Genomic DNA, 19296 nt, shown 5'->3' on the forward strand with positions numbered 1-19296 from the left:
CCCCCGTAAGTCAGGGGCATGAGCTTGTTGGGGAATCGCCTGCTGACCCGTCGCCGTGCGCTGATCGCGGGCGGGGCGGCTGTGGCGGCGGGGGCGATCGGGCTTAGGGCCTGCGGGCGGGCCGAGGCGCCGGTCGACGAACAGGGCCGGGTGCGACTGCGTTTCGCCACCGACTGGCGCGCCCAGGCCGAACAGGGCGGCTTCTATCAGGCGCTCGCCAGCGGGGCCTATGAGAAGCGCGGGCTGAACGTCCAGATCGTCCAGGGCGGCCCCGGCGTGAACGTGCCGCAACTGCTGGCCTCGGGCGCGGTCGAACTGGGCATGGGATCCAACAGCTTCATCCCCCTCAACCTGGTCGCGTCCGGCGCGCCGGTGAAGGCGGTCGCCGCCTTCTTCCAGAAGGACCCGCAGGTCCTGATGGCCCATCCCGACGCGACGCTGGAGACCATCGCCGATCTGGCCGGGCGGCCCTTCCTGCTGTCCGAGGCGGGGATCAGCACCTTCTGGGTCTGGCTGAAGGCCAAATACGGCTTCACCGACGAGCAGCTGCGCCCCTTCGCCTATGACCCCGCCGCCTTCATCGCCAATGCGCGGGCGGTGCAGCAGGGCTATCTGACCAGCGATCCCTACGCGATCGAACAGGCGGCCGATTTCGACCCGCGCGTTTTCCTGTTGGCCGACGAGGGCTATCCCTCCTACGCCGCCATGGTCCTGGCGCCCAACGCCTTCGCCCGCGACAATGCGGCGGCGCTGCGCAGCTTCATCGCCGCCTCGGCGGAAGGGTGGCGCGACTATATCCGGGGCGACGCCTCGGCCGCCGACGCCCTGATCCGCAAGGACAACCCGGACATGACCCAGGCTGTGCTGGATCAGGCCCGCGAGCGCCTGCGCGACTACGCCATCGTCGATGGCGGCGACGCGGCGCTTTACGGCCTGGGCGCCCTGACCGAGGAACGCTGGCAGGCCTTCTTCGACGTGACCTCGAAAGCCGGGGTTTACGAGGCCGGTCTGAACTGGCGCGACGCCTTCACCGACAACTATCTGCCCGGTCGCGGGTGACACGCGGTCGTTGTCGAATCCTGGCTTCACATTAGCGCGGGATTAAGGGTCCGAGCCCTAGTGTGTGCGCTGGAATTCCTCTCCGGAGAGCCGCCGTGCGCCGCGCCCTCGCAGTTTCGATCGTCATGACCGCCGTCAATCTGGCGGCCGGCGCCGCCGTGGCGCAGCAGGCGCCGACCAACGCGTCGGGCCTGCGCTACCTGTCCTGGCCCGGCAAGCTGGCGGTCGCCGCCCGTGCGACCCCGTCGCCTGCCGTCATCCAGGCCGAGGCGCCCGCCCCGACCGTGACCGCGGCCAATCGCACCCTGCCCGGCGCCATTCCCCTGGCCCGCCTGTCGCCCGCGCCTTCGGTCACCCCCTCGATCTCCACGCCGCGCAGCAACGGCCTGACGCCCGCCAGCGCCTGGATGCCCCAGCGCGCGCCGATTCAGGCCGAGCCTGCACAGACCCCACCCGTAGAGGCCGCACCCGCAGAGACCGCACCGCCGCAGGCGACGGCGACGCGCGTCGCGCCCTCGCCCTATGTTCCGGAGCCGCAGCCTTCCGCGCCTCAACCTCAGCCTGAACCTCAGATGCGGGCCGAGCCGGCGCCCGTCCCGCAACAAGCCGCGCTGGCTGAGCCGCAGCCCGCGCCCCAACCGGATCAGGCGGCCGTCGCCGACCCGATGGCCCCACGCCGCGACGCCCCCATCTATCGCCTGCAACGGCCCCAGGCCGGTGCGCCGCTGGACGCCGCCGCCGTCGCTGCCAGCGGTCAGACGCCTGTCGCCGGCGACAGCAGCGCCCGCTACTATTCGGTTCACCGCCAGGCCGGCCGTCACCCCGACGCCATCCCTGCGCCGCAGCAGACCTATCTCGACGCCATGCCTGTCCAAATGGCCCAGACGCCGCAATCCAGCGACCTGGCCCAGCCGGACGGTCCGCCTGCCCTGATCCGCAACGCCAACGGCGCCCTGCGCGCCGTGCCACAGACTGAAGCCGACAACCTGCCATGAGCGATCGCGCCGTGATCGAACCTGCCGAGATCAAGGGCTCGCGCCTGCCCGAACTCATCGCCCTGGCCAGCGAGGAGTCCAGCGAGAAGCGTCGTCTGCTGCTGCGCGAACTGACGGCCCACTTCTTCGGCGCGCCGGCGCCGAACGTCAATGAAACCGCGCTCTACGGCTCGGTGCTGGCCAAGTTGTCGGCCGAGATGGAGGTCGCGGTCCGCGCCGAACTGGCCGCCCGTTTCGCCCAGGCCCCCAACGCCCCGCACAGCCTGATCCGCCGCTTCGCCGACGACGAGATCGCGGTCGCCGAACAGGTTCTGCGCGCCTCCACCGTCCTGACCGACGAAGATCTGATCCAGGTCGTGCGCAAGCGCAGCCAGGGCCATTTGCGGGCCGTCTCGGGCCGCGCAACGGTGTCCGAGGCGGTTTCCGACGTCATCGTCGAGCACGGCGACGACGACACCTTGAACACCCTGCTGCGCAACGATGGCGCCCGGCTGTCGCGCGCCGCATCCGAAACCGCCATCGAGCGCGCCAAGGCCAATCCCGCCCTGCACGCCGCCACGGTCGAGCGCCAGAGCCTGCCCGCCGACCTGCTGAACGAGATGTATTTCGTCGTCGAAGCCCGGCTGCGTCACCAGATCCTGGAACAGAACGCGCGCATGGACCCGGCCCTGCTGGAGGCGGCGCTCACCGCCGGCCGCACCCGGGTGGCCACCGACGACGGCGCCCTGCCGGCCGACTATGCCGAGAACCTGGCCTATATCGACGAGCTTCAGGCCGCCGGCCAGCTGACGCCGCAGACCCTGATCCGCTTCCTGCGCTCCAACGGCCGCACGCCCTTCCTGATCGCCCTGTCCAAGCTGGCCGATATCGACTTCCACACCGCGCGCGGCATCGTCGAGCGCAAGGACCTGGACGCCCTGTCGGTGGTCTGCAAGGCGGCCGACATGGACCGCGCCGTCTATCTGACCTACGCCGTCGCCGTCCTGGGCGCCGAGGACAATCCGATGGGCAAGGCCGCCGCCTACGGCCGCATGTACGGCGAACTGACCCGCGACGCAGCCCTGCGCACCCTGCGCTTCTGGCGCATGCGCCGGACCGCCCAGGCGGCCTGACGCATCGTCTCCTCCCCACAACGTGGGGAGGGGGACCGCGCGAAGCGTGGTGGAGGGGCTCTCGAAGTCCCACAGGCGCCTGCGATGCGGTGCAGAACCCCTCCGTCACGGCGCTCAAGACGCGCCGCGCCGCCTCCCCGCTTCGCAGGGAGGAGACATAACCTCCAAAAGCAAAAAACGCCCGCCTCCTGTCGGAAGCGGGCGTCTCGTTACCGAACACGGGTTCGGCTTATTTCTTCGCGCGAGTTCCGGCGGCGCGGGCGGGCTTGCGGCCGCCCTGGCCCAGGCCCATCGACTTGGCCAGTTCCGAACGCGCCTTGGCGTAGTTCGGGGCGACCATCGGATAGTCTTTCGGAAGACCCCATTTGGTCCGGTATTCTTCGGGGCTCATGTCGTATTTGGTGCGCAGGTGGCGCTTCAACGACTTGAACTTGCGGCCGTCTTCCAGGCAGATCAGGAAATCGGGTGCAATCGACTTGCGGATCGGCACCGCCGGTTCCTTGGGCTCAGGTTCGGCCTCGACCGGACCATTCGACACACCCGACAGGGCGGCGTGAATATTGGCGATAAGCGCAGGCAACGCCTCTGCCGAGACCGAGTTATTGCCGACATAGGCCGACACGATGTCTGCGGTCATCTCAAGCAGTTCGGGCTTATCTTCCATTCTCGGCTTCGCTTTCCTGATTTATTGAGTTCGGCTGATTCTCCAACCGAACGACCCCAATAGCGTCATAGGGTTGTTTCGCCGTGAAAGCAAACACGCGTATAGGCGGTGCGATATGCACGCCTATGCATTCGACATTTGTGATCAGACCTATCGGCCGAAGTCTTCGGCCAGCACCATCATCGCCGCCCGCTCCGGCGCCGAATATTCATCGACGGCGTCATCCTCGCCGTCGCGAATGGCGCGCAACAGCGTCGGCGTCAGGGCCGACGACAAAGACCAGTTCCAGTAACGCAGCACCGTCTGGGCGCGGTCGACGGCCAGCATTTCATAGGTGATCTGCACACGCTCCCAGTCGGGATGGATCTTGCCGTCCACCATCGTCTCGGGCCGCCGCATCGAGCGCCACAGATTGGTCAGATCGACGCGCGACATCCCCGTCGCCTTGCACAGGATCGCCAGCGGCTCGCCGCCGGGATCGCCCAGAAGCTTGGCGCCCGTCAGCGGTTTGATCCCCGCCAGGAAGGCGATCTCGGACGCCGTCTCGCGCGTCAGGCCGTCGCTGGCGGCGACCATGACGGCGTGTTCCAGATTGTCGAACGGGCTTTTTTGGATGGCGGCGCGGTTGCGCTGGCGGCGCTCGATGAACTGAAGGGCCTTGCGCGCGACAGGATCGGACCAGCTTTCGTCATTGGCGATGGTGAAGACATCTTCGGACGCCTCCTGCATGACCTCGCGCGATACGGCGAACCGTTGCAGGATGGTGCGGCGATCCTCGGGCGCGCACCACCAGAACATGACATAGGCGCCCGCCGGCCTCAGCTCGGGCCGCTTCAGCAAGGGGCTGCACAGGCTCGGCGACTGGCGGCTCAGGCCCACCACCGTCTCGATGCCCAGCTGCGACAGGCGCGCGGTCGTGTTGCGCAACACCGCCTCGATCACCTCCATCTCGCCGAAGGAGAACAGGGTCTCGGTCACGATCTCCGACAGGCCCCGGCGCACGGCCAACAGCATCCGGTGTTCGAAACTGGCGTCGCGCGCACAGCCGACGATGTCCGCATCGCTCAGCGAGGCGCATTGTTCGATCAGCAGGCCGGCGATGTCCGGGTCGTCGCGCAACAGGATGCGCGCCACGCTGTTGGGCAGTTCGGCCAGCGGCGCCAGACGCGCCGCCACGCGTTTGCGCTCATCGTGCGAGGCCAGCCGCAGCATCTCGACCAGCAGGTCGCCCGTCACTGCCCGCTCGAAGGCGTTGATGCGGCTGGCGGGCAGCGACACGACGTCGGCCAGACGCTTCAGCAACGCCCGACGCGCACGCAGCGGCGGCGGCGTCGCCTCTTCCCCGATCATGGCTGCCAGATCGCCCATCCCCCCACCTTAGAAGCGAGCGGTTAACCGGGCGTGAGCCTTTCAGAGCCCTTCGAAAAGGGCGGTCGACAGATAGCGTTCGGCGAAGGACGGGATGATCACCACGATGGTCTTGCCCGCATTCTCCTCGCGCGCAGCGATGCGGAAGGCGGCGGTCAGGGCCGCGCCCGAGCTGATGCCGACGGGGATGCCCTCGACCCGCGCGGCCTTTCTGGCCATGTCGAAACTGTCGTCGTTGGACACCTGCTCGACCCCATCGACCACCGACGGATCATAGATGGCGGGCACGAAGCCGGCGCCGATGCCCTGGATCTTATGCGGGCCGGGCGCGCCGCCGGAAAGCACCGGAGAGGCCTCGGGCTCGACGGCGATGAACTGCACCGACGCCTTCTTGGCTTTCAGCGCCTGACCGACGCCCGAGATAGTGCCGCCGGTGCCGACGCCGGCGACGACGATGTCCACCGCCCCGGCCGTGTCGTTCCAGATCTCCTCGGCCGTCGTGACGCGGTGAATGGCGGGGTTGGCCAGGTTCTCGAACTGCGACGGGCTGATGGAGTTCGGCGTGGTCTCCAACAGTTCCTGCGCCCGCGCGATCGCGCCCTTCATCCCTTTTTCGGCTGGCGTCAGCTCCAGCCGCGCGCCCAGCAGGGCCAGCATCTTGCGCCGCTCGATCGACATGCTTTCGGGCATGCACAGCGTCAGCTTCAGCCCCTTGGCCGCGGCCACGAAGGCCAAGGCGATGCCGGTGTTGCCGCTGGTCGGCTCGATCAGCACCGTGTCCTGATCGATCTTGCCCGCCTCCTGCAACGCCTCGACCATGGCCACGCCGATCCGGTCCTTGACCGAGGCGATCGGGTTGAAGAACTCCAGCTTGGCCAGCACCGTCGCCTTCGTATCGTATTCCGCCGATAGACGCGGCAGCCGCACGATGGGGGTGTCGCCAATAGTGTCGACGATCGAGTCATAGACCTTGCCCCGACCCTTCTTCAGGTGGCGGGACGCGTCATAGCTGAAGTCGGTCATGGAAAAGGTCTCCTCGAATGCTGGCCCACAACAGATAAGGCCTTGCCGCCCCACGCAAGGGGTGACGCGCGATGATTTCTGCGCAAACCTTTCAGAGCGGCTATGTCAGCCTATATGTCGCCGTCGCGCGAACCGAGATTTCCGTCCTTGCCCCATACCCGTCCGCTCTCCGACACCGGCCTGACCCCGGAAATCGCCGAACTGGTCGCGGAGGTGCACGCGGATACGGCCGCCGAAACCCAGATCCGGATGGACGCGCCGGTCGCGCCCAAGGTCGAGGATGCGCCGGCCGCCGAGACGCGCTCCACCGCCGACGAGCTGCGCTATCGCCTGAAGCAGCAATCCCTGCTGGCGCGCTTCGGCGAGGTGGCCCTGCGCGAGCGCGACCGCCAGGCCCTGCTGGACGCCGCCTGCGCGATCTGCGCCGACGGGCTGGAGACGCCCCTGTCCAAGGTGCTGATCCATAACGAGGCGCGCGACCGGCTGGTGCTGATCGCGGGCGTGGGCTGGACCGGGCCGGTCGAGGGCCAGGCCTCGCTGAGCGTCGAACTGGATTCGCCGGCCGGCTACGCCTTCCAGACCGGCAAGCCGCTGATCTCCAACCATCTGGAGAACGAACAGCGCTTCCATACGCCCAAGCTGCTAGCCGATCACGGCGTGCGGCGGGCCATCAATGTCCTGATCCGGCCTGAGCTGGACGGCGAACCCTGGGGCGTGCTGGAGGTCGACAGCCCAGACGAGGGTCAGTTCGACGCCCGCGACGCCCTGTTCCTGGACGCCTTCGCCGCCGTCGTCGGCGCCGCCATCGCCCGCCAGCAGACCGAGCAGCGGCTTCTGGCCGCCATCGAACATCAGGCCCTGCTGACGCGAGAGGTCAGCCACCGGGTCAAGAACAGCCTGTCGCTGGTCTCCAGCCTGCTGTCGATGCAGGCGCGCGGCGCGGCCTCCGACGAGGTGCGCGCGGCCTTGGCCACGGCCGGATCGCGCATCCAGGCCATCAGCGAAGTCCACGACCAGCTGTGGCGCGGCGCCGACGTCCAGACCGTGATCCTGTCCGATTTCCTGTGCCAGCTGTGCGAGGCCATCGACGCCGGCAGCGACCGCCATGTCGTCACCTGCGAGGCGTCCGATGCGCCGCTGGGCGCCGACATCGCCATCCCGCTCGGTCTGATCGTGAACGAGCTGGTCACCAACGCCATCAAATACGCCTACGGCCCCGAGGGCGGCGGCGTCTCGGTCACAGGCCGCATCGCCGACGGACGCCTGACCGTCACCGTGGCCGACCAGGGCAAGGGCTTCGACCTGATCGCCGCCCGCAGCGACCGCAGCCTGGGCATGCGCGTGATCGACAGCCTGGTCCGCCAGATCGGCGGCACGATCGAGAACAAAACCCAGGGCGTCGGCGCGATCCTGGTGGTCGAGTCCCCGGCGACCTAGCGCTCCAGCACGGCGCGTCCGGGGTCGAAGCCGACGACCTCGCGGATGACGATCATGCTCTTGAAGCCGCGCACGCCCTTTTCGGGGACCAGTTCGCGGATGCCGAAGGCCTCGTAGTCCTGCATGGACCGCACGGCGACGGTCAGCAGATAGTCGGTTTCGCCCGTTACGTCCCAGCAGCCCTGGACCTCGGGGCTGGCCTTCATGGCGCGCTGGAACGCCTCCATGACTTTACGATCCTGCGTGTTCATCTCGACCTGGACATGCAGGACGATGCGCGGCTCGACCCGGGCGGGATCAATCACGGCGACGTCGGCGGCGATGACGCCCTCGGCCCGCAGGCGACGCAGGCGGCGCAGCACGGCGGATTCCGACAGGCCCACCGCCTCGGCCGTCACCCGCGCCGGCTCCAGATTGTTGCGCCGGACCCGCATCAGCAGCTTATGGTCGAAATCGTCGAGGGTGACGAAATTCGTCATGATTGGCTCTCCAGTGACGATTTCCGTCGCATTCAAGCGGAAAATCGCCGGGAAGCGCAAGCGGCGTTACGCTAGCTTTACGCCATGACGTCGCTGGCCCTGAAAACCCACCTGAACTCGCCAATGGCGGCGCGGCTGATCCCCTATCTGGCGCTGTTTGCGGGCATGGTGACGCTGGCGTGCGGCACCTCCTTCGCCAAGACGCTGTTTCCGGTGATCGGGGCGGAGGGGACCTCGGCCTATCGCGTCGGGATTTCAGCCGTTCTGCTGGTCGCCGTGTTCCGGCCCTGGCGGTTCCGCCTGACCCGCGCCGACCTGGGCGCCATAGCCCTGTACGGCGTCGTGCTGGGGGCGATGAACCTCAGCTTCTACATGGCCCTGCGCACCATTCCGCTGGGTCTGGCCATCGCCATCGAGTTCATAGGGCCCCTGACCCTGGCCCTGATCCATTCGAGGAAGCCCATCCATTTCGCCTGCATCGGTTTGGCGATCGTGGGCTTGGGCCTGATGTTGCCGATCAAGGCCGGGGCCGGCGCGCTGGATCCCGTCGGTATAGCGCTGGCGGCCTTCGCCGGCCTGTGCTGGGCGCTGTACATCGTCTTCGGCAAGCGGCTGTCGCACCTGCACGCCGGTCAGTCGGTGGCGCTGGGCATGAGCGTCGCCGCCCTGGTCGTCGTGCCGTTCGGCGTGACCCATGCCGGCGCCGCCCTGCTGAACCCCGCCATCATCCTGGCCGGCGTGGCGGTGGCGATCTTCTCCAGCGCCCTGCCGTATTCGCTGGAAATGGTCGCCTTGCGCAGCATCCCCAAACGCACCTTCGGCGTGGTGCTCAGCGCCGAGCCGGCGGTCGGCGCCCTGGCAGGGCTTGTGATCCTGCACGAGCATCTGACCGGCCAGCAGTGGCTCGCCATCGCCGCCATCGTCGCCGCCTCGGTCGGCGCGATCGCGACGACGCGGGAGGCGAAGATCGAGCTGGAGCCGAGCGCGCCCTAGAACTCTTCCCAGCCCGCGCTCGACGCCGCCGCGGCCGCGCCGCCGCTGGCGAAGGCCTGGATGCGGGCGCGTTCGCGGGCCAGGGGGACGGGGGCGGCGGCCTGCGACACGTCATGGACGCGGGCCTGAGCCGGCGCTTCTCCCGTCTCGAAGCGTTCGACCAGCAGGGCCAGCTGTTCGGTTTCGGACTTCAGGCTCATGGCGGCGGCGGTCGTCTGCTCGACCATGGCCGCGTTCTGCTGGGTCACCTGGTCCATCTGGTTGACGGCCGTATTGACCTGGCTCAACCCCGTCGCCTGTTCCTGGGCCGAAGCGGCGATCTCGCTGACCAGGGCGTCCATCTCCGCCACCTTGACCGCGATCGCCGACAGGGCCGCGCCGGTCTCGTCGACCAGTTTGACCCCTTGCGCCACCTCCTGGCCCGAGGTGGTGATCAGGGTCTTGATCTCCTTCGCGGCTTCCGCCGAGCGCTGCGCCAGCGCCCGCACTTCGGAGGCGACGACGGCGAAGCCGCGTCCCGCCTCTCCCGCCCGCGCCGCCTCGACCCCGGCGTTCAGGGCCAACAGATTGGTCTGGAAAGCGATCTCGTCGATCACGCCGATGATGTCGCTGATCTGGGTCGAGCTGCGCTTGATGCCGTCCATCGCCGCGATCGCCTGGCGCACCACCTCACCCGACCGGTCCGCCTCGCCGCGCGCGCCCAGGGCGGCGGCCGAGGCCTGTTTGGCGCCGTCCGCGCTGCGCTTCACCGTGGCGGTGATCTGGTCCAGCGCCGCCGCCGTTTCTTCCAGACTGGCGGCCTGCTGTTCGGTGCGGCGCGACAGGTCGTCGGACGCGCTGGAGATTTCGCCCACCCCGCCCCTCAGACCCGACACGGCCCGCAGCGCCTGGCCCATCGTCTGGCGCAGGCTTTCCACCGCGGCGTTATAGTCGTCGCGCACCCGCACATGGTCGCCCTTCACCGGCGCATCGATCCGCGCGGTCAGGTCGCCGGCCGACAGCCTGTTCAGCACCCCCGCCAGGGCATCGACCAGCAGGGCCTGGGCGCTTTCCGCCTCCACCCGTTCGGCCTCGCGCCGCGCGGCCTCCCGCTCGTCGGCGGTGATGTCGATGGCCAGTTTGATGACCTTTACCGGCCGCCCGTCTGGGCCGAACACCGGATTGTAGGAGGCCTGCAGCCAGACCTCGCGGCCGCCCTTGGCCAGCCGCCGGAATTTGCGCGCCAGGAACTGTCCCGCATTTAGCTCGCGCCAAAAGGCGGCGTAGTCGGGCGAAGCCGCCTCGGCCGGGTCCATGAAGGTCCTGTGGTGGGCGCCCCGGATCTCGTCCAGGCTATAGCCCATCGTGGTCAGAAGGTTCTGGTTGGCGTCGATAATGGTGCCGTCCAGGTTGAACTCGATCACGGCCTGCGACCGGCCGATGGCGGCCATCTTGCCGTCCAGATCGATCAGCCGGTCCTGCATGCCCGATGACTTCGGTTTACGCGCGAACATAGGTTGCAACCTCTTCGCTATCGGCCGGGCCCCGCCCGCCTCGGTTGAAAGATTAGCCTCTAATTAGTTGAAAAATCGTTGCCCGCTTGAGTTGCAAGCGAGACGCAATGATCGCTGTCTTATCCCCGGTGGTCCAGAAGCACTTCACCGGTCGTTAACCACGTTGCCGCATCTGTTGAGACCTGTTCCTGGGGTCTGATTTTTGCGCAATCTCGTCGCCGCCGTCGAAGCGATCGATCCGCTGGTCGTGACCGGCAAGGTCGCGGGCGTGTCGGGCCTGCTGATCGAGTCGCGCGGCGGCCTGTCACGCCTCGCCGTCGGCGCCCGGGCCGAGATCGGTCGGCGCGGCCACGATCCCCTGCCCGCCGAGGTCGTGGGCTTCCGCGATTCCAAGGCCCTGCTGATGCCCTTCGGTCCGGTGGAGGGCGTGGCCCCCGGCGCCGACATCCGCATTATCGATCAGGCCGCCAGCGTGCGCCCGACGACCGCCTGGCTGGGCCGCATCATCGACGCTTTCGGCCAGCCCATCGACGGCAAGGGGCCTTTGCCCCAGGGGCCTGCCCCCTATCCTCTGCGCGCCCCGCCCCCGCCCGCCCATTCGCGCGGCCGGGTCGGCGAGCGGCTGGACCTGGGCGTGCGGGCAATGGACGTCTTCACCACCACCTGCCGGGGCCAGCGCCTGGGCATCTTCGCCGGGTCGGGCGTGGGCAAGTCGGTACTGCTGTCCATGCTGGCCAAGGAGGCGACGTGCGACGCCGTCGTGGTCGGCCTGATCGGCGAACGGGGGCGTGAGGTGCGCGAGTTCGTCGAAGAGACTCTGGGCGAAGAGGGGCTGAAGCGCGCCGTCGTCGTGGTCGCAACCTCGGACGAACCGGCCCTGAAGCGCCGTCAGTCGGCCTATATGACCATGGCCATCGCCGAATATCTGCGCGACCAGGACCTTGAAGTTCTGTGCCTGATGGACAGCGTCACGCGCTTTGCGATGGCCCAGCGCGAGATCGGCCTGGCCGCCGGCGAACCGCCAACCACCAAGGGTTACACCCCCACCGTCTTCACCGAACTGCCCAAGCTGCTGGAGCGCGCTGGTCCCGGCCCGATCCGACCCGACGGCACGACGGCGGCGCCCATCACCGCCCTTTTCACCGTGCTGGTGGACGGCGGCGACCATGACGAGCCGATCGCCGACGCCGTGCGCGGTATTCTGGACGGCCACATCGTCATGGATCGCAAGATCGCCGAGCGCGGCCGCTTCCCCGCCATCGACGTGTTGAAGTCCGTCAGCCGCACCCTGCCCGGCTGTCAGACCCCGCCCGAGCGCGAGTTGAACAAGCGCGCCCGCCAGTGTTTGAGCGCCTATGCCAATATGGAAGAGCTGATCAAGATCGGCGCCTACCGCACCGGCGCCGATCCCATCGTGGACCGGGCCATCGCCCTGAATCCGGCGCTCGAAGATTTTCTGGGACAGGACAAGGACGATGCGACGCGTCTTTCCGATTCCTTTACCCGGCTGGAAGCAATCCTGAACCAAGGCATGATCAGGGAGTGATGATTTAGATGACCGCTTGGGCCCAATCCCTGATCCGCATCTCCAACTACGAGGTCGAGACGCTGCAAAAGCGTTTGGCCGAGATCGCCGAACGCCGCGCCGGCGCCGAACTCCGCATCGCCGTGCTGGACGCCGAGGCCGAGGGCGAACGCAACCGCGCCCGCATGGACGCCGAGGCCGGCATGATGCTGGGCGCCTATCTGAACGGCTGGAAATCCAGGAAGGCCGCAGCCGAAGGCGACCTGTCGGTGCTGGACGCCGAGGAAGCCGGCGCCCGCGACGCCCTGACCGGCGCCTTCGAAGAGTTGAAGAAGTTCGAGCACGTCGCCGAGACCACCCGCCTGAACCAGCTGATCGCCCTCGCCAAGCGCGAAACCGCCGCCTTCGACGAGCTGGGGCTGCGGAAGCGTGCGGTCTGACTCCAATGATCCTCCCTCGCATCGCGGGGGAGGGGGACCGCGCCCCCGGGTCTCGCCAGAGGCGAGCCCGAGGACAGTCTTAGCGTGGTGGAGGGGGCGGACGTCGCACGGACCCTCGTCTTCGGTTTTTGCACGCCCTGTCCAGATCGAGTCTGAGGTCGCCCCCTCCACCGCTTCGCGGTCCCCCTCCCCCGTTCCGCTGCGCTCCTCGGGGGAGGATTTCAGTCGCCGCGCTATCCTCGCAGCCCCGCTCGCGCTTGCCGCCTGCGACCGCTTCGCCTCGGCGGAGCCGTCGCCGCCCGACGTCCCCCCGCTGAAGTCCATCGCCCCGGCTCCCTTCGGCACGGCGATCAAGGCCAGCCAGATCGACGACCCGGACTGGATCGCGCTGGCCCGCGCCAACGTCTCCCAACTCACGCCCGAGTGGGAGATGAAGATGGAGTACATTCTGGCGAACGGCCTGGACCGGCCCAACTTCGACCGCACAGACCGTATCGCCGCCTTCGCCCAGGCTGAGGGCATGGCGATGCATGGCCACACCCTGATCTGGTATGCGCAAGGCAAGGAGGCCTTCGCCGGCCTGTCGGGCGCCGCCTTCGACCGCGCCTTCGACGGCTATATCGCCACGGTCGCCGGTCGCTATCGCGGCAAGGTCCGCAGCTGGGACGTGCTCAATGAGCCGATCCTGGACGACGGCTCGGGGATGCGCGACTGTCACTGGTCGGCGCGATACGGCCAGGACGGCTATATCCTGCGCGCGTTCGAAAAGGCCCGGATCGCGGATCCTGACGCCGTCCTGTTTCTCAACGAATACAATCAGGAAAGCGTCCCGGCCAAGGGCGTGCAATTCCTGAAACTGGTCGAGCGCCTGCTGAAGGCCGGCTGCCCGCTGCAGGGGCTGGGCCTGCAATCCCACCTGTGGATCGACATCCCCGACGGCGTCATCGCCGCGTATATGCGCGAGGTCGCCCAGTTCGGCCTGCCGATCCATGTGTCGGAGCTGGACTGCACCCTGCGCACCGAAAACCGGCTGGATATGCGCAGCCAAGCCGACCGGATCGCCGCCCAGGGCGCGCGCGTCACCGAACTGGCCTCGGCCTTCGCCGCCCTGCCCAAGGCCCAGCAGTTCGCCTTCACCGTCTGGGGCCTGCGCGACACCGACAGCTGGTATCGCCAGGGCGACAAGGACGATGGCCGGGACAAGCCCCTGCCCTTCGACAGCTTCGGCCGTTCCAATCCGATGGCGGCCGCCCTCGCGGCAGGCTTCAAGACCCCCGCCTGACGACGGGCATCTGAATACGGAAACGCCCGGCCGTCTTGCGACAGCCGGGCGTTCCTGTGCGAACCGGAGGGGGCGGCCGGTTTACTTCTTCTTGGCGGTCACGGTCGCCGGCGCCTGGACCGAGGTCTGGGCCGAGGTCTGGGCTTGCGCTTGATGACCACGACGATGCGCGCGCGGCGCGCGAGCCGACGGCGCAGGGGTCGTCGCCGAAGCGGTCGCAGCCGGACGGGCGGTCATGGCGGTCGAGGGCGCCGGGGTCGTGCCGGCGAAGGCGGCGCCGCTGGTCAGGGCGACGAAGGCGACGGCTGCCAAAACACCTGAAGTGCGGGCGGCGGCGGTGCGGAAGGATTTCATGTCGATGTCTTTCGTTTGAAGGTCGAAGTCTCAGGATTGTCGGGTGTCCTGCCGGCCGGGGGACGCCGGCAGGACGGGCAGGCGTCGGGCTTACTTCTTCTTGGCGGGCGTCACGGCGCGGTGGGTGCGGGCGTGGCTGACCCGATGATGCGCACGGGCGGAGGCGGCGGGGCGGGCGTGAGCGCCGGACGACGGGGCCGAAGGGGTGCCGGCGAAGGCTGCGCCGCTGGTCAGGATCACCAGGGCGGCGGCGCCCAGAATCGCTGAAGAGTGGGCGGCGGTGGAACGGAAGGACTTCATGGCGGGTCTTTCTGTGTGTTTGGCGTCCGGCCTCGTGTCGGACAGTCACTGTTTCGGACCCGCGTCCGGCCGGTTCGGGGCCGGTCGGTGTCGCCGCGTATCGTCGGCGAAGAGAATTGTGTCCGACTGTATCCGCCGCGCTTTGGCCATGAGACAGGACGACAGATCGCGCTTCTTCCCGCTCGCCGAACGCCAATGTCCCAGACCTCCGCCGCCCCTGTCCTTCTGGTCGTCGACGACGACCGCGAGATCCGAAACCTGTTGTCCGACCATCTGGAGCAGCACGGGTTTCGCACGGTGAAGGCCGCCGACGGCCGGGCCATGAAGGCGGCGCTGGAGGCCGGGCCGGTCGATCTGGTGGTGCTGGACCTGAACCTGACGGACGAGGACGGCCTGTCGCTGTGTCGCGGCATCCGCGCGGCGTCCAAGACTCCCGTCATCATCCTGACGGCGCGCGGCGATCCCATCGACCGGATCGTGGGGCTGGAGATGGGCGCCGACGACTATATGGCCAAGCCGTTCGAGCCCCGCGAACTGGTGGCCCGCATCCGCACCGTCCTGCGGCGCACCGGCGGCGACGCGACGACGAACGAGGGTCGACACGCCGACTTCTCCGGCTGGTCGCTGGACATCGCAGCGCGGGCGCTGACGGCGCCGGGCGGACGGCTGGCCCCGCTGTCGGGCGCCGATTTCGACCTGCTGCACGCCCTGGTCAGGAACGGCGGCAAGCCCCTGTCGCGCGAGCGGATCCGCGCCCTGTCCACCGTCGCCAACGCCGACGACCGCGCCATCGATTTGAGGGTCAGCCGCCTGCGCCAGAAGCTGGGCGACGACGCCAAGGCCCCGGCCCTGATCCGCACGGTGCGCAGCCTGGGCTATATGCTGGCGGGGCCTGTGACATGGCGCGCGTAGGAACCCGCCAGGGCCGGGCCGAGGCCGAAACCACGCGGCTGTTCCTGCTGCTGCTGGTCGGCGCCCTGCTGGCGGCGGGCGTGACCTTCGCCGCGCTTGGCCTGAACCATCGTCATCGCCTGTCCCAGGCCCATGACTTCACCACCGCCGAACGGATCGTGGATCTGGCCGGCTCCAGCGACGATCCCGCCGCCGGCCTGACCGACGGCCTGCCGGATGCGGCGGGCCAAAGGCTGGGCGCGCCCGACCCGTCCCTGACCCATGCGGTCGCCGAGGCTCTGAAACGGCGGGGCGTCGACGGGGTCTCGGTCAAGGCGTTCGAGGCCTCGGACCAGGCGTGTGGCGCAGCGACCGATCGCCTGCGGTGCCGCATCCTGGTGCTGCGGCCGGTCAATGGCGCGCCCGTCCCGGTGGCGATCAGCCTGCCGCCCGCTCCGCGCCCGTGGACGCTCAGCCGCGAGGCCGCCGCCCTGCTGTTCGCCGGGCTCGCAGCCGTGCTGCTGACCGGCTGGATGGCGTCACGGCTGGCGGCCGGGCCGCTGAACCGTCTGTCTCAGGGCGCCGTCGCCCTCAGCCACGATCTGGACCGCCCGCCCCTGGTCGAGGAGGGCGCGCGCGAGGTTCGCGAGGCCGCCGCCGCCCTGAACGCCATGCAGACCCGGCTGAAGGCCCTGATCGAGGACCGCACACGCGTCTTGGCCGCCGTCGCCCACGACCTGCAGACGCCGCTGACCCGGATGCGGCTGCGCGTCGAAAAGATCGAGGACGAGACCCTGCGCGCCCAGTTCATCAGCGACCTGGCCGGCATGCAGCATCTGGTCCGCGAAGGCCTGGACCTGGCGCGGATCGAAACGACGGCCGAGGCCGTGACGCCCGTCGATCTGGACGCGCTTTTATCCGCCATCTGCGAAGACGCGGCCGAGGCGGGCCAGCCGGTCGTCTTCACCCAAGGCTGCAACGCCGTCGTGCCGACCCGGCCCCAGGCCCTGCGCCGCTGCCTGACCAATCTGGTCGACAACGCCGTGCGACACGGCGGCGATGCGGCCGTCAGCGCCATGCGTGACGACCATGCCGTGCGCCTGTTTGTGCGCGACCACGGGCCCGGCGTGGCGCAGGATCAGTTGGAGCGCTTGTTCGAGCCCTTCTACCGCCTCGATCCGTCCCGCTCGCGCGACAGCGGCGGTTCGGGCCTGGGCCTGACCATCGCGCGCCGCATGGCCGAACGCGCCGGCGCCCATCTGATGCTCGCCAACGCCGACGGCGGCGGGCTGGAGGCGACGCTGACCTTCCGACGGCCCTGACAAAAGGACGCGGCGCCTGCATCCGAACGCCGCTCTCGCCGCCTCTGTCTGAAAGCGCTAGCGTGACGCGTTCAGGAGACCGCCCCTTGCCTCATTCGGCCCTCGCCCGCTGTCGTTCGACACTCCCGCTGCTCGCCGCGAGCGCCCTAGCCCTCACGCTCAGCCCGCTGGCCAGCCGCCCGGCCGCCGCCCAGGACGTGGCCCGCATGGACCAGATGATCCGCGCCTCCAGCGACGCCGACGCCTTCTCCGGCGCCGTCCTGGTCGCCCGCGACGGTCGCATCCTTCTGGATCAGGGCTACGGCCTGGCCAATCGCGAGTGGAACATCGCCAACGACGGCGACGCCAAGTTCCGCCTGGGCTCCCTGTCGAAACAGTTCACCGCCGTCGCAGTCATGCTGCTGAGCCAGCAGGGCAAGCTGGATCTGGATGCGCCGATCAAGACCTGGCTGCCCGACGCCCCGGCTGCCTGGGACGCAATCACCCCGCGCCATCTGCTCAGCCACACGGCGGGCGTGCCCAACTTCACCGCCTTTTCCGACTTCGAGGCCCAGAAGACCCGGCCCGCGACGATGCCGCAGCTGATCGCCCGCTTCCGGGACCGGCCGCTGGACTTCGCGCCGGGCTCCCGCTTCGCCTATTCCAACTCGGGCTATGTGCTGCTCAGCGCCATCATCGAGGCGGCCAGCGGCCAGACCTACGCCGATTTCGTCGCGGCCAATCTGCTCCAGCCGCTGGGCATGAGCGATAGCGGCTACGACCGGCAGGACGTGATCCTGCCCCGCCGCGCCTCGGGCTATGCGCTGGGCGCCGACGGTGTCGTCAACGCCGACTATGTGGACATGACCATCCCCACCGGCGCCGGCGCCCTGTATTCGACCACCCACGACCTGCTGAAGTGGGAACAGGGCCTGTTCGGCGGGCGGCTGCTGAACGCCCAGTCGATGACCGCCCTGACCACGCCGGTCCGCAACGGCTACGCCATGGGGCTGATGGTGTCCGAGGCCGACGGCAAGCGTCTGGTCTGGCACAACGGCGCCATCGAGGGCTTCAACACCTATATGGCCTATGATCCGGGCGACCGGACCGCCGTCATCGTCCTGGGCAATCTGAACGGCGAGGCGCCCGACAAGCTGGGCGCGGCCCTGGTCACCCTGGCGCGCGGCGGGACCGTCACCCTGCCCAGCGAACGCCGCGCCGTCGCCCTCTCGCCCGAGGTGCTGAAGGCTTATGAGGGCGTCTATGATCTGGCCCCGACCTTCGCCCTGACGATCTCGGTCGTGGACGGCAAGCTGATGGCCCAGGCCACCGGCCAGCCCGCCTTCGCACTGACGGCGGAGGCTGAGGACGCCTTTTACCTGACCGCCGTCGACGCCCAGATCACCTTCACCCGCAACGCCGCTGGCGCCGTCGAGGGCCTGGTCCTGCACCAGGGCGGCCGCGACATGCCGGCCAAGCGTCAGTAGGGTTTCAACGCAAAACGCCCGCCGTCACCGGCGGGCGTTTCGAAATCGTGGATCGAAGGTCGATCAGGCGGCGACGGTGACGACGCCCTCGGCCGGGTCGCGCAGGACGTAGCCGCGGCCCCAGACGGTTTCGATATAGTGTTTGCCGTCGGCGGCGGTGGCCAGCTTCTTGCGCAGCTTGCAGATGAAGACGTCGATGATCTTCAGCTCGGGCTCGTCCATGCCGCCGTACAGGTGGTTCAGGAACATTTCCTTGGTCAGGGTGGTGCCCTTGCGGAGCGAGAGCAGCTCCAGCATCTGGTATTCCTTGCCCGTCAGGTGGACACGGTGACCGTTCACCTCGACCGTCTTGGCGTCCAGGTTCACGGCGATCTCGCCGGTGTGGATGATCGCCTGGGCGTGACCCTTGGAGCGGCGGACCACGGCGTGGGTGCGCGCGATCAGTTCGTCCTTGTGGAAGGGCTTGGTCATATAGTCGTCGGCGCCGCCGCCGAAGGTCTTGACCTTGGTTTCGATCTCGTGGCTGCCCGACAGGATCATGACCGGGGTGTTGACCTTGCCGACGCGCAGCTGGCGCAGGACTTCCAGACCGCTCATGTCCGGCAGGTTCAGGTCAAGAAGAATGAGGTCGTAGTCATAGATCTTGCCCAGATCGATGCCTTCCTCGCCCAGGTCCGTCGTATAGACGTTGAAGCCTTCCGACTTCAGCATCAGTTCGATGCTTTGGGCGGTTGCGTGATCGTCTTCAATCAACAGGACGCGCATACGTGCCCCTCCAGGCAAAAGCTTTGCGGTAACCACCCTGACACACGGCCGGGTAACCTTGTTCGCAAGTTAAGACGTGAAAACCTTAAGAAGGGTTAACGCCATCCAATTGAGGCGAATCTAGGCTGATTTGCGAATCGGCGTCGAGGGGCTGGAGTCAACGATTCGAAATTTATTAACCATGTTGGTCGGCGCGGAGGGTGAGTGGTGATGAGTGACTCGTGAGTGGGCCAAGCCGAAAGAGCGCATACGAACGCCCCCTCACCACTCACCACTCACCACTCACCACTCACCACTCACCACTCACCACTCACCACGCACAACGTCC

Annotated in this window: 19 protein-coding genes; 11 read left to right on the forward strand and 8 right to left on the reverse strand. The window is 68.3% G+C overall.

The genetic code is table 11. The features are described from left to right. The first annotated feature begins 18 nt into the window (after window positions 1–18). The 3 genes from HNP47_RS07260 to HNP47_RS07270 all read left to right on the forward strand — a co-directional run bounded on the left by HNP47_RS07260 (window position 19) and on the right by HNP47_RS07270 (window position 3166). A complete protein-coding gene (locus HNP47_RS07260) occupies window positions 19–1059 on the forward strand; it encodes an ABC transporter substrate-binding protein (RefSeq protein ID WP_184278906.1) in 1041 nt (346 codons plus the stop codon). Window positions 1060–1154: 95 nt separating this feature from the next. Beyond that, window positions 1155–2054: a hypothetical protein gene (locus HNP47_RS07265; RefSeq protein ID WP_184278907.1), complete on the forward strand. Its 900-nt coding sequence runs from the start codon at window positions 1155–1157 to the stop codon at window positions 2052–2054. After that, complete coding sequence (locus HNP47_RS07270) at window positions 2051–3166, forward strand: DUF2336 domain-containing protein (protein WP_184278908.1); 1116 nt, start codon at window positions 2051–2053, stop codon at window positions 3164–3166. Before HNP47_RS07265 ends, HNP47_RS07270 begins: the two co-directional genes overlap by 4 nt. A gap of 229 nt (window positions 3167–3395) precedes the next feature. On the opposite strand, the gene HNP47_RS07275 is transcribed toward HNP47_RS07270, so the two are convergent. The 3 genes from HNP47_RS07275 to cysK form a co-directional block, all read right to left on the reverse strand. Beyond that, window positions 3396–3830 (reverse strand): MucR family transcriptional regulator, encoded by a 435-nt coding sequence (locus HNP47_RS07275; protein WP_017505833.1) that lies wholly within the window; start codon window positions 3828–3830, stop codon window positions 3396–3398. Between the two features lie 150 nt (window positions 3831–3980). Then, a complete protein-coding gene (locus tag HNP47_RS07280; protein WP_184278909.1) occupies window positions 3981–5198 on the reverse strand; it encodes a DUF2336 domain-containing protein in 1218 nt (405 codons plus the stop codon). 42 nt (window positions 5199–5240) lie between these two features. Next, entirely contained in the window at window positions 5241–6221 is a 981-nt protein-coding gene (gene cysK, locus HNP47_RS07285; protein WP_017505835.1) for a cysteine synthase A, read from the reverse strand. Between the two features lie 147 nt (window positions 6222–6368). On the opposite strand from cysK, the gene HNP47_RS07290 reads away from it, so the two are divergent. Then, window positions 6369–7658 (forward strand): sensor histidine kinase, encoded by a 1290-nt coding sequence (locus HNP47_RS07290; protein ID WP_260394642.1) that lies wholly within the window; start codon window positions 6369–6371, stop codon window positions 7656–7658. Here the strand turns inward: HNP47_RS07290 and HNP47_RS07295 are convergent. Continuing rightward, window positions 7655–8137: an Lrp/AsnC family transcriptional regulator gene (locus HNP47_RS07295; protein ID WP_184278910.1), complete on the reverse strand. Its 483-nt coding sequence runs from the start codon at window positions 8135–8137 to the stop codon at window positions 7655–7657. The two genes, HNP47_RS07290 and HNP47_RS07295, sit on opposite strands and share 4 nt — an antisense overlap. Window positions 8138–8221: 84 nt before the next feature. On the opposite strand from HNP47_RS07295, the gene HNP47_RS07300 reads away from it, so the two are divergent. After that, window positions 8222–9130, forward strand: a complete 909-nt coding sequence (locus tag HNP47_RS07300) for a DMT family transporter (RefSeq protein ID WP_184278911.1) — start codon at window positions 8222–8224, stop codon at window positions 9128–9130. Here HNP47_RS07300 and HNP47_RS07305 read toward each other — a convergent pair. Continuing rightward, entirely contained in the window at window positions 9127–10623 is a 1497-nt protein-coding gene (locus HNP47_RS07305) for a PAS domain-containing methyl-accepting chemotaxis protein (protein ID WP_260394643.1), read from the reverse strand. The two genes, HNP47_RS07300 and HNP47_RS07305, sit on opposite strands and share 4 nt — an antisense overlap. A 202-nt stretch (window positions 10624–10825) precedes the next feature. On the opposite strand from HNP47_RS07305, the gene fliI reads away from it, so the two are divergent. The 3 genes from fliI to HNP47_RS07320 are packed head-to-tail and all read left to right on the forward strand — an operon-like array spanning window position 10826 to window position 13870. Next, entirely contained in the window at window positions 10826–12169 is a 1344-nt protein-coding gene (fliI, locus tag HNP47_RS07310; protein ID WP_066552424.1) for a flagellar protein export ATPase FliI, read from the forward strand. A gap of 8 nt (window positions 12170–12177) precedes the next feature. Then, window positions 12178–12588 carry a hypothetical protein gene (locus HNP47_RS07315; RefSeq protein ID WP_055803572.1) on the forward strand — a complete coding sequence of 137 codons (411 nt, stop codon included), beginning with the start codon at window positions 12178–12180 and terminating at the stop codon, window positions 12586–12588. Then, window positions 12578–13870 carry an endo-1,4-beta-xylanase gene (locus HNP47_RS07320; RefSeq protein ID WP_311770043.1) on the forward strand — a complete coding sequence of 431 codons (1293 nt, stop codon included), beginning with the start codon at window positions 12578–12580 and terminating at the stop codon, window positions 13868–13870. The genes HNP47_RS07315 and HNP47_RS07320 overlap by 11 nt, the downstream gene beginning before the upstream one ends. Window positions 13871–13951: 81 nt before the next feature. On the opposite strand, the gene HNP47_RS07325 is transcribed toward HNP47_RS07320, so the two are convergent. Then, a complete protein-coding gene (locus HNP47_RS07325; RefSeq protein WP_184278912.1) occupies window positions 13952–14224 on the reverse strand; it encodes a hypothetical protein in 273 nt (90 codons plus the stop codon). Between the two features lie 90 nt (window positions 14225–14314). Then, on the reverse strand, window positions 14315–14524 hold the full coding sequence (locus tag HNP47_RS07330) for a hypothetical protein (protein ID WP_184278913.1): 210 nt from the start codon (window positions 14522–14524) through the stop codon (window positions 14315–14317). Window positions 14525–14719: 195 nt separating this feature from the next. Between HNP47_RS07330 and HNP47_RS07335 the strand changes: the two genes are divergently transcribed. The 3 genes from HNP47_RS07335 (at window position 14720) to HNP47_RS07345 (ending at window position 18203) form a co-directional block, all read left to right on the forward strand. Then, a complete protein-coding gene (locus tag HNP47_RS07335) occupies window positions 14720–15436 on the forward strand; it encodes a response regulator (RefSeq protein ID WP_184278914.1) in 717 nt (238 codons plus the stop codon). Then, window positions 15424–16737 carry an ATP-binding protein gene (locus tag HNP47_RS07340; RefSeq protein ID WP_184278915.1) on the forward strand — a complete coding sequence of 438 codons (1314 nt, stop codon included), beginning with the start codon at window positions 15424–15426 and terminating at the stop codon, window positions 16735–16737. The genes HNP47_RS07335 and HNP47_RS07340 overlap by 13 nt, the downstream gene beginning before the upstream one ends. 86 nt (window positions 16738–16823) lie before the next feature. After that, window positions 16824–18203 carry a serine hydrolase gene (locus tag HNP47_RS07345; RefSeq protein ID WP_184278916.1) on the forward strand — a complete coding sequence of 460 codons (1380 nt, stop codon included), beginning with the start codon at window positions 16824–16826 and terminating at the stop codon, window positions 18201–18203. A gap of 63 nt (window positions 18204–18266) precedes the next feature. On the opposite strand, the gene ctrA is transcribed toward HNP47_RS07345, so the two are convergent. Continuing rightward, window positions 18267–18968: a response regulator transcription factor CtrA gene (ctrA, locus tag HNP47_RS07350; protein WP_017505852.1), complete on the reverse strand. Its 702-nt coding sequence runs from the start codon at window positions 18966–18968 to the stop codon at window positions 18267–18269. Window positions 18969–19296 lie beyond the last annotated feature (328 nt).

It is taken from the genome of Brevundimonas vesicularis, from assembly GCF_014204545.1.
In the GTDB taxonomy this organism is placed as follows: Bacteria; Pseudomonadota; Alphaproteobacteria; order Caulobacterales; family Caulobacteraceae; genus Brevundimonas; species Brevundimonas vesicularis_B.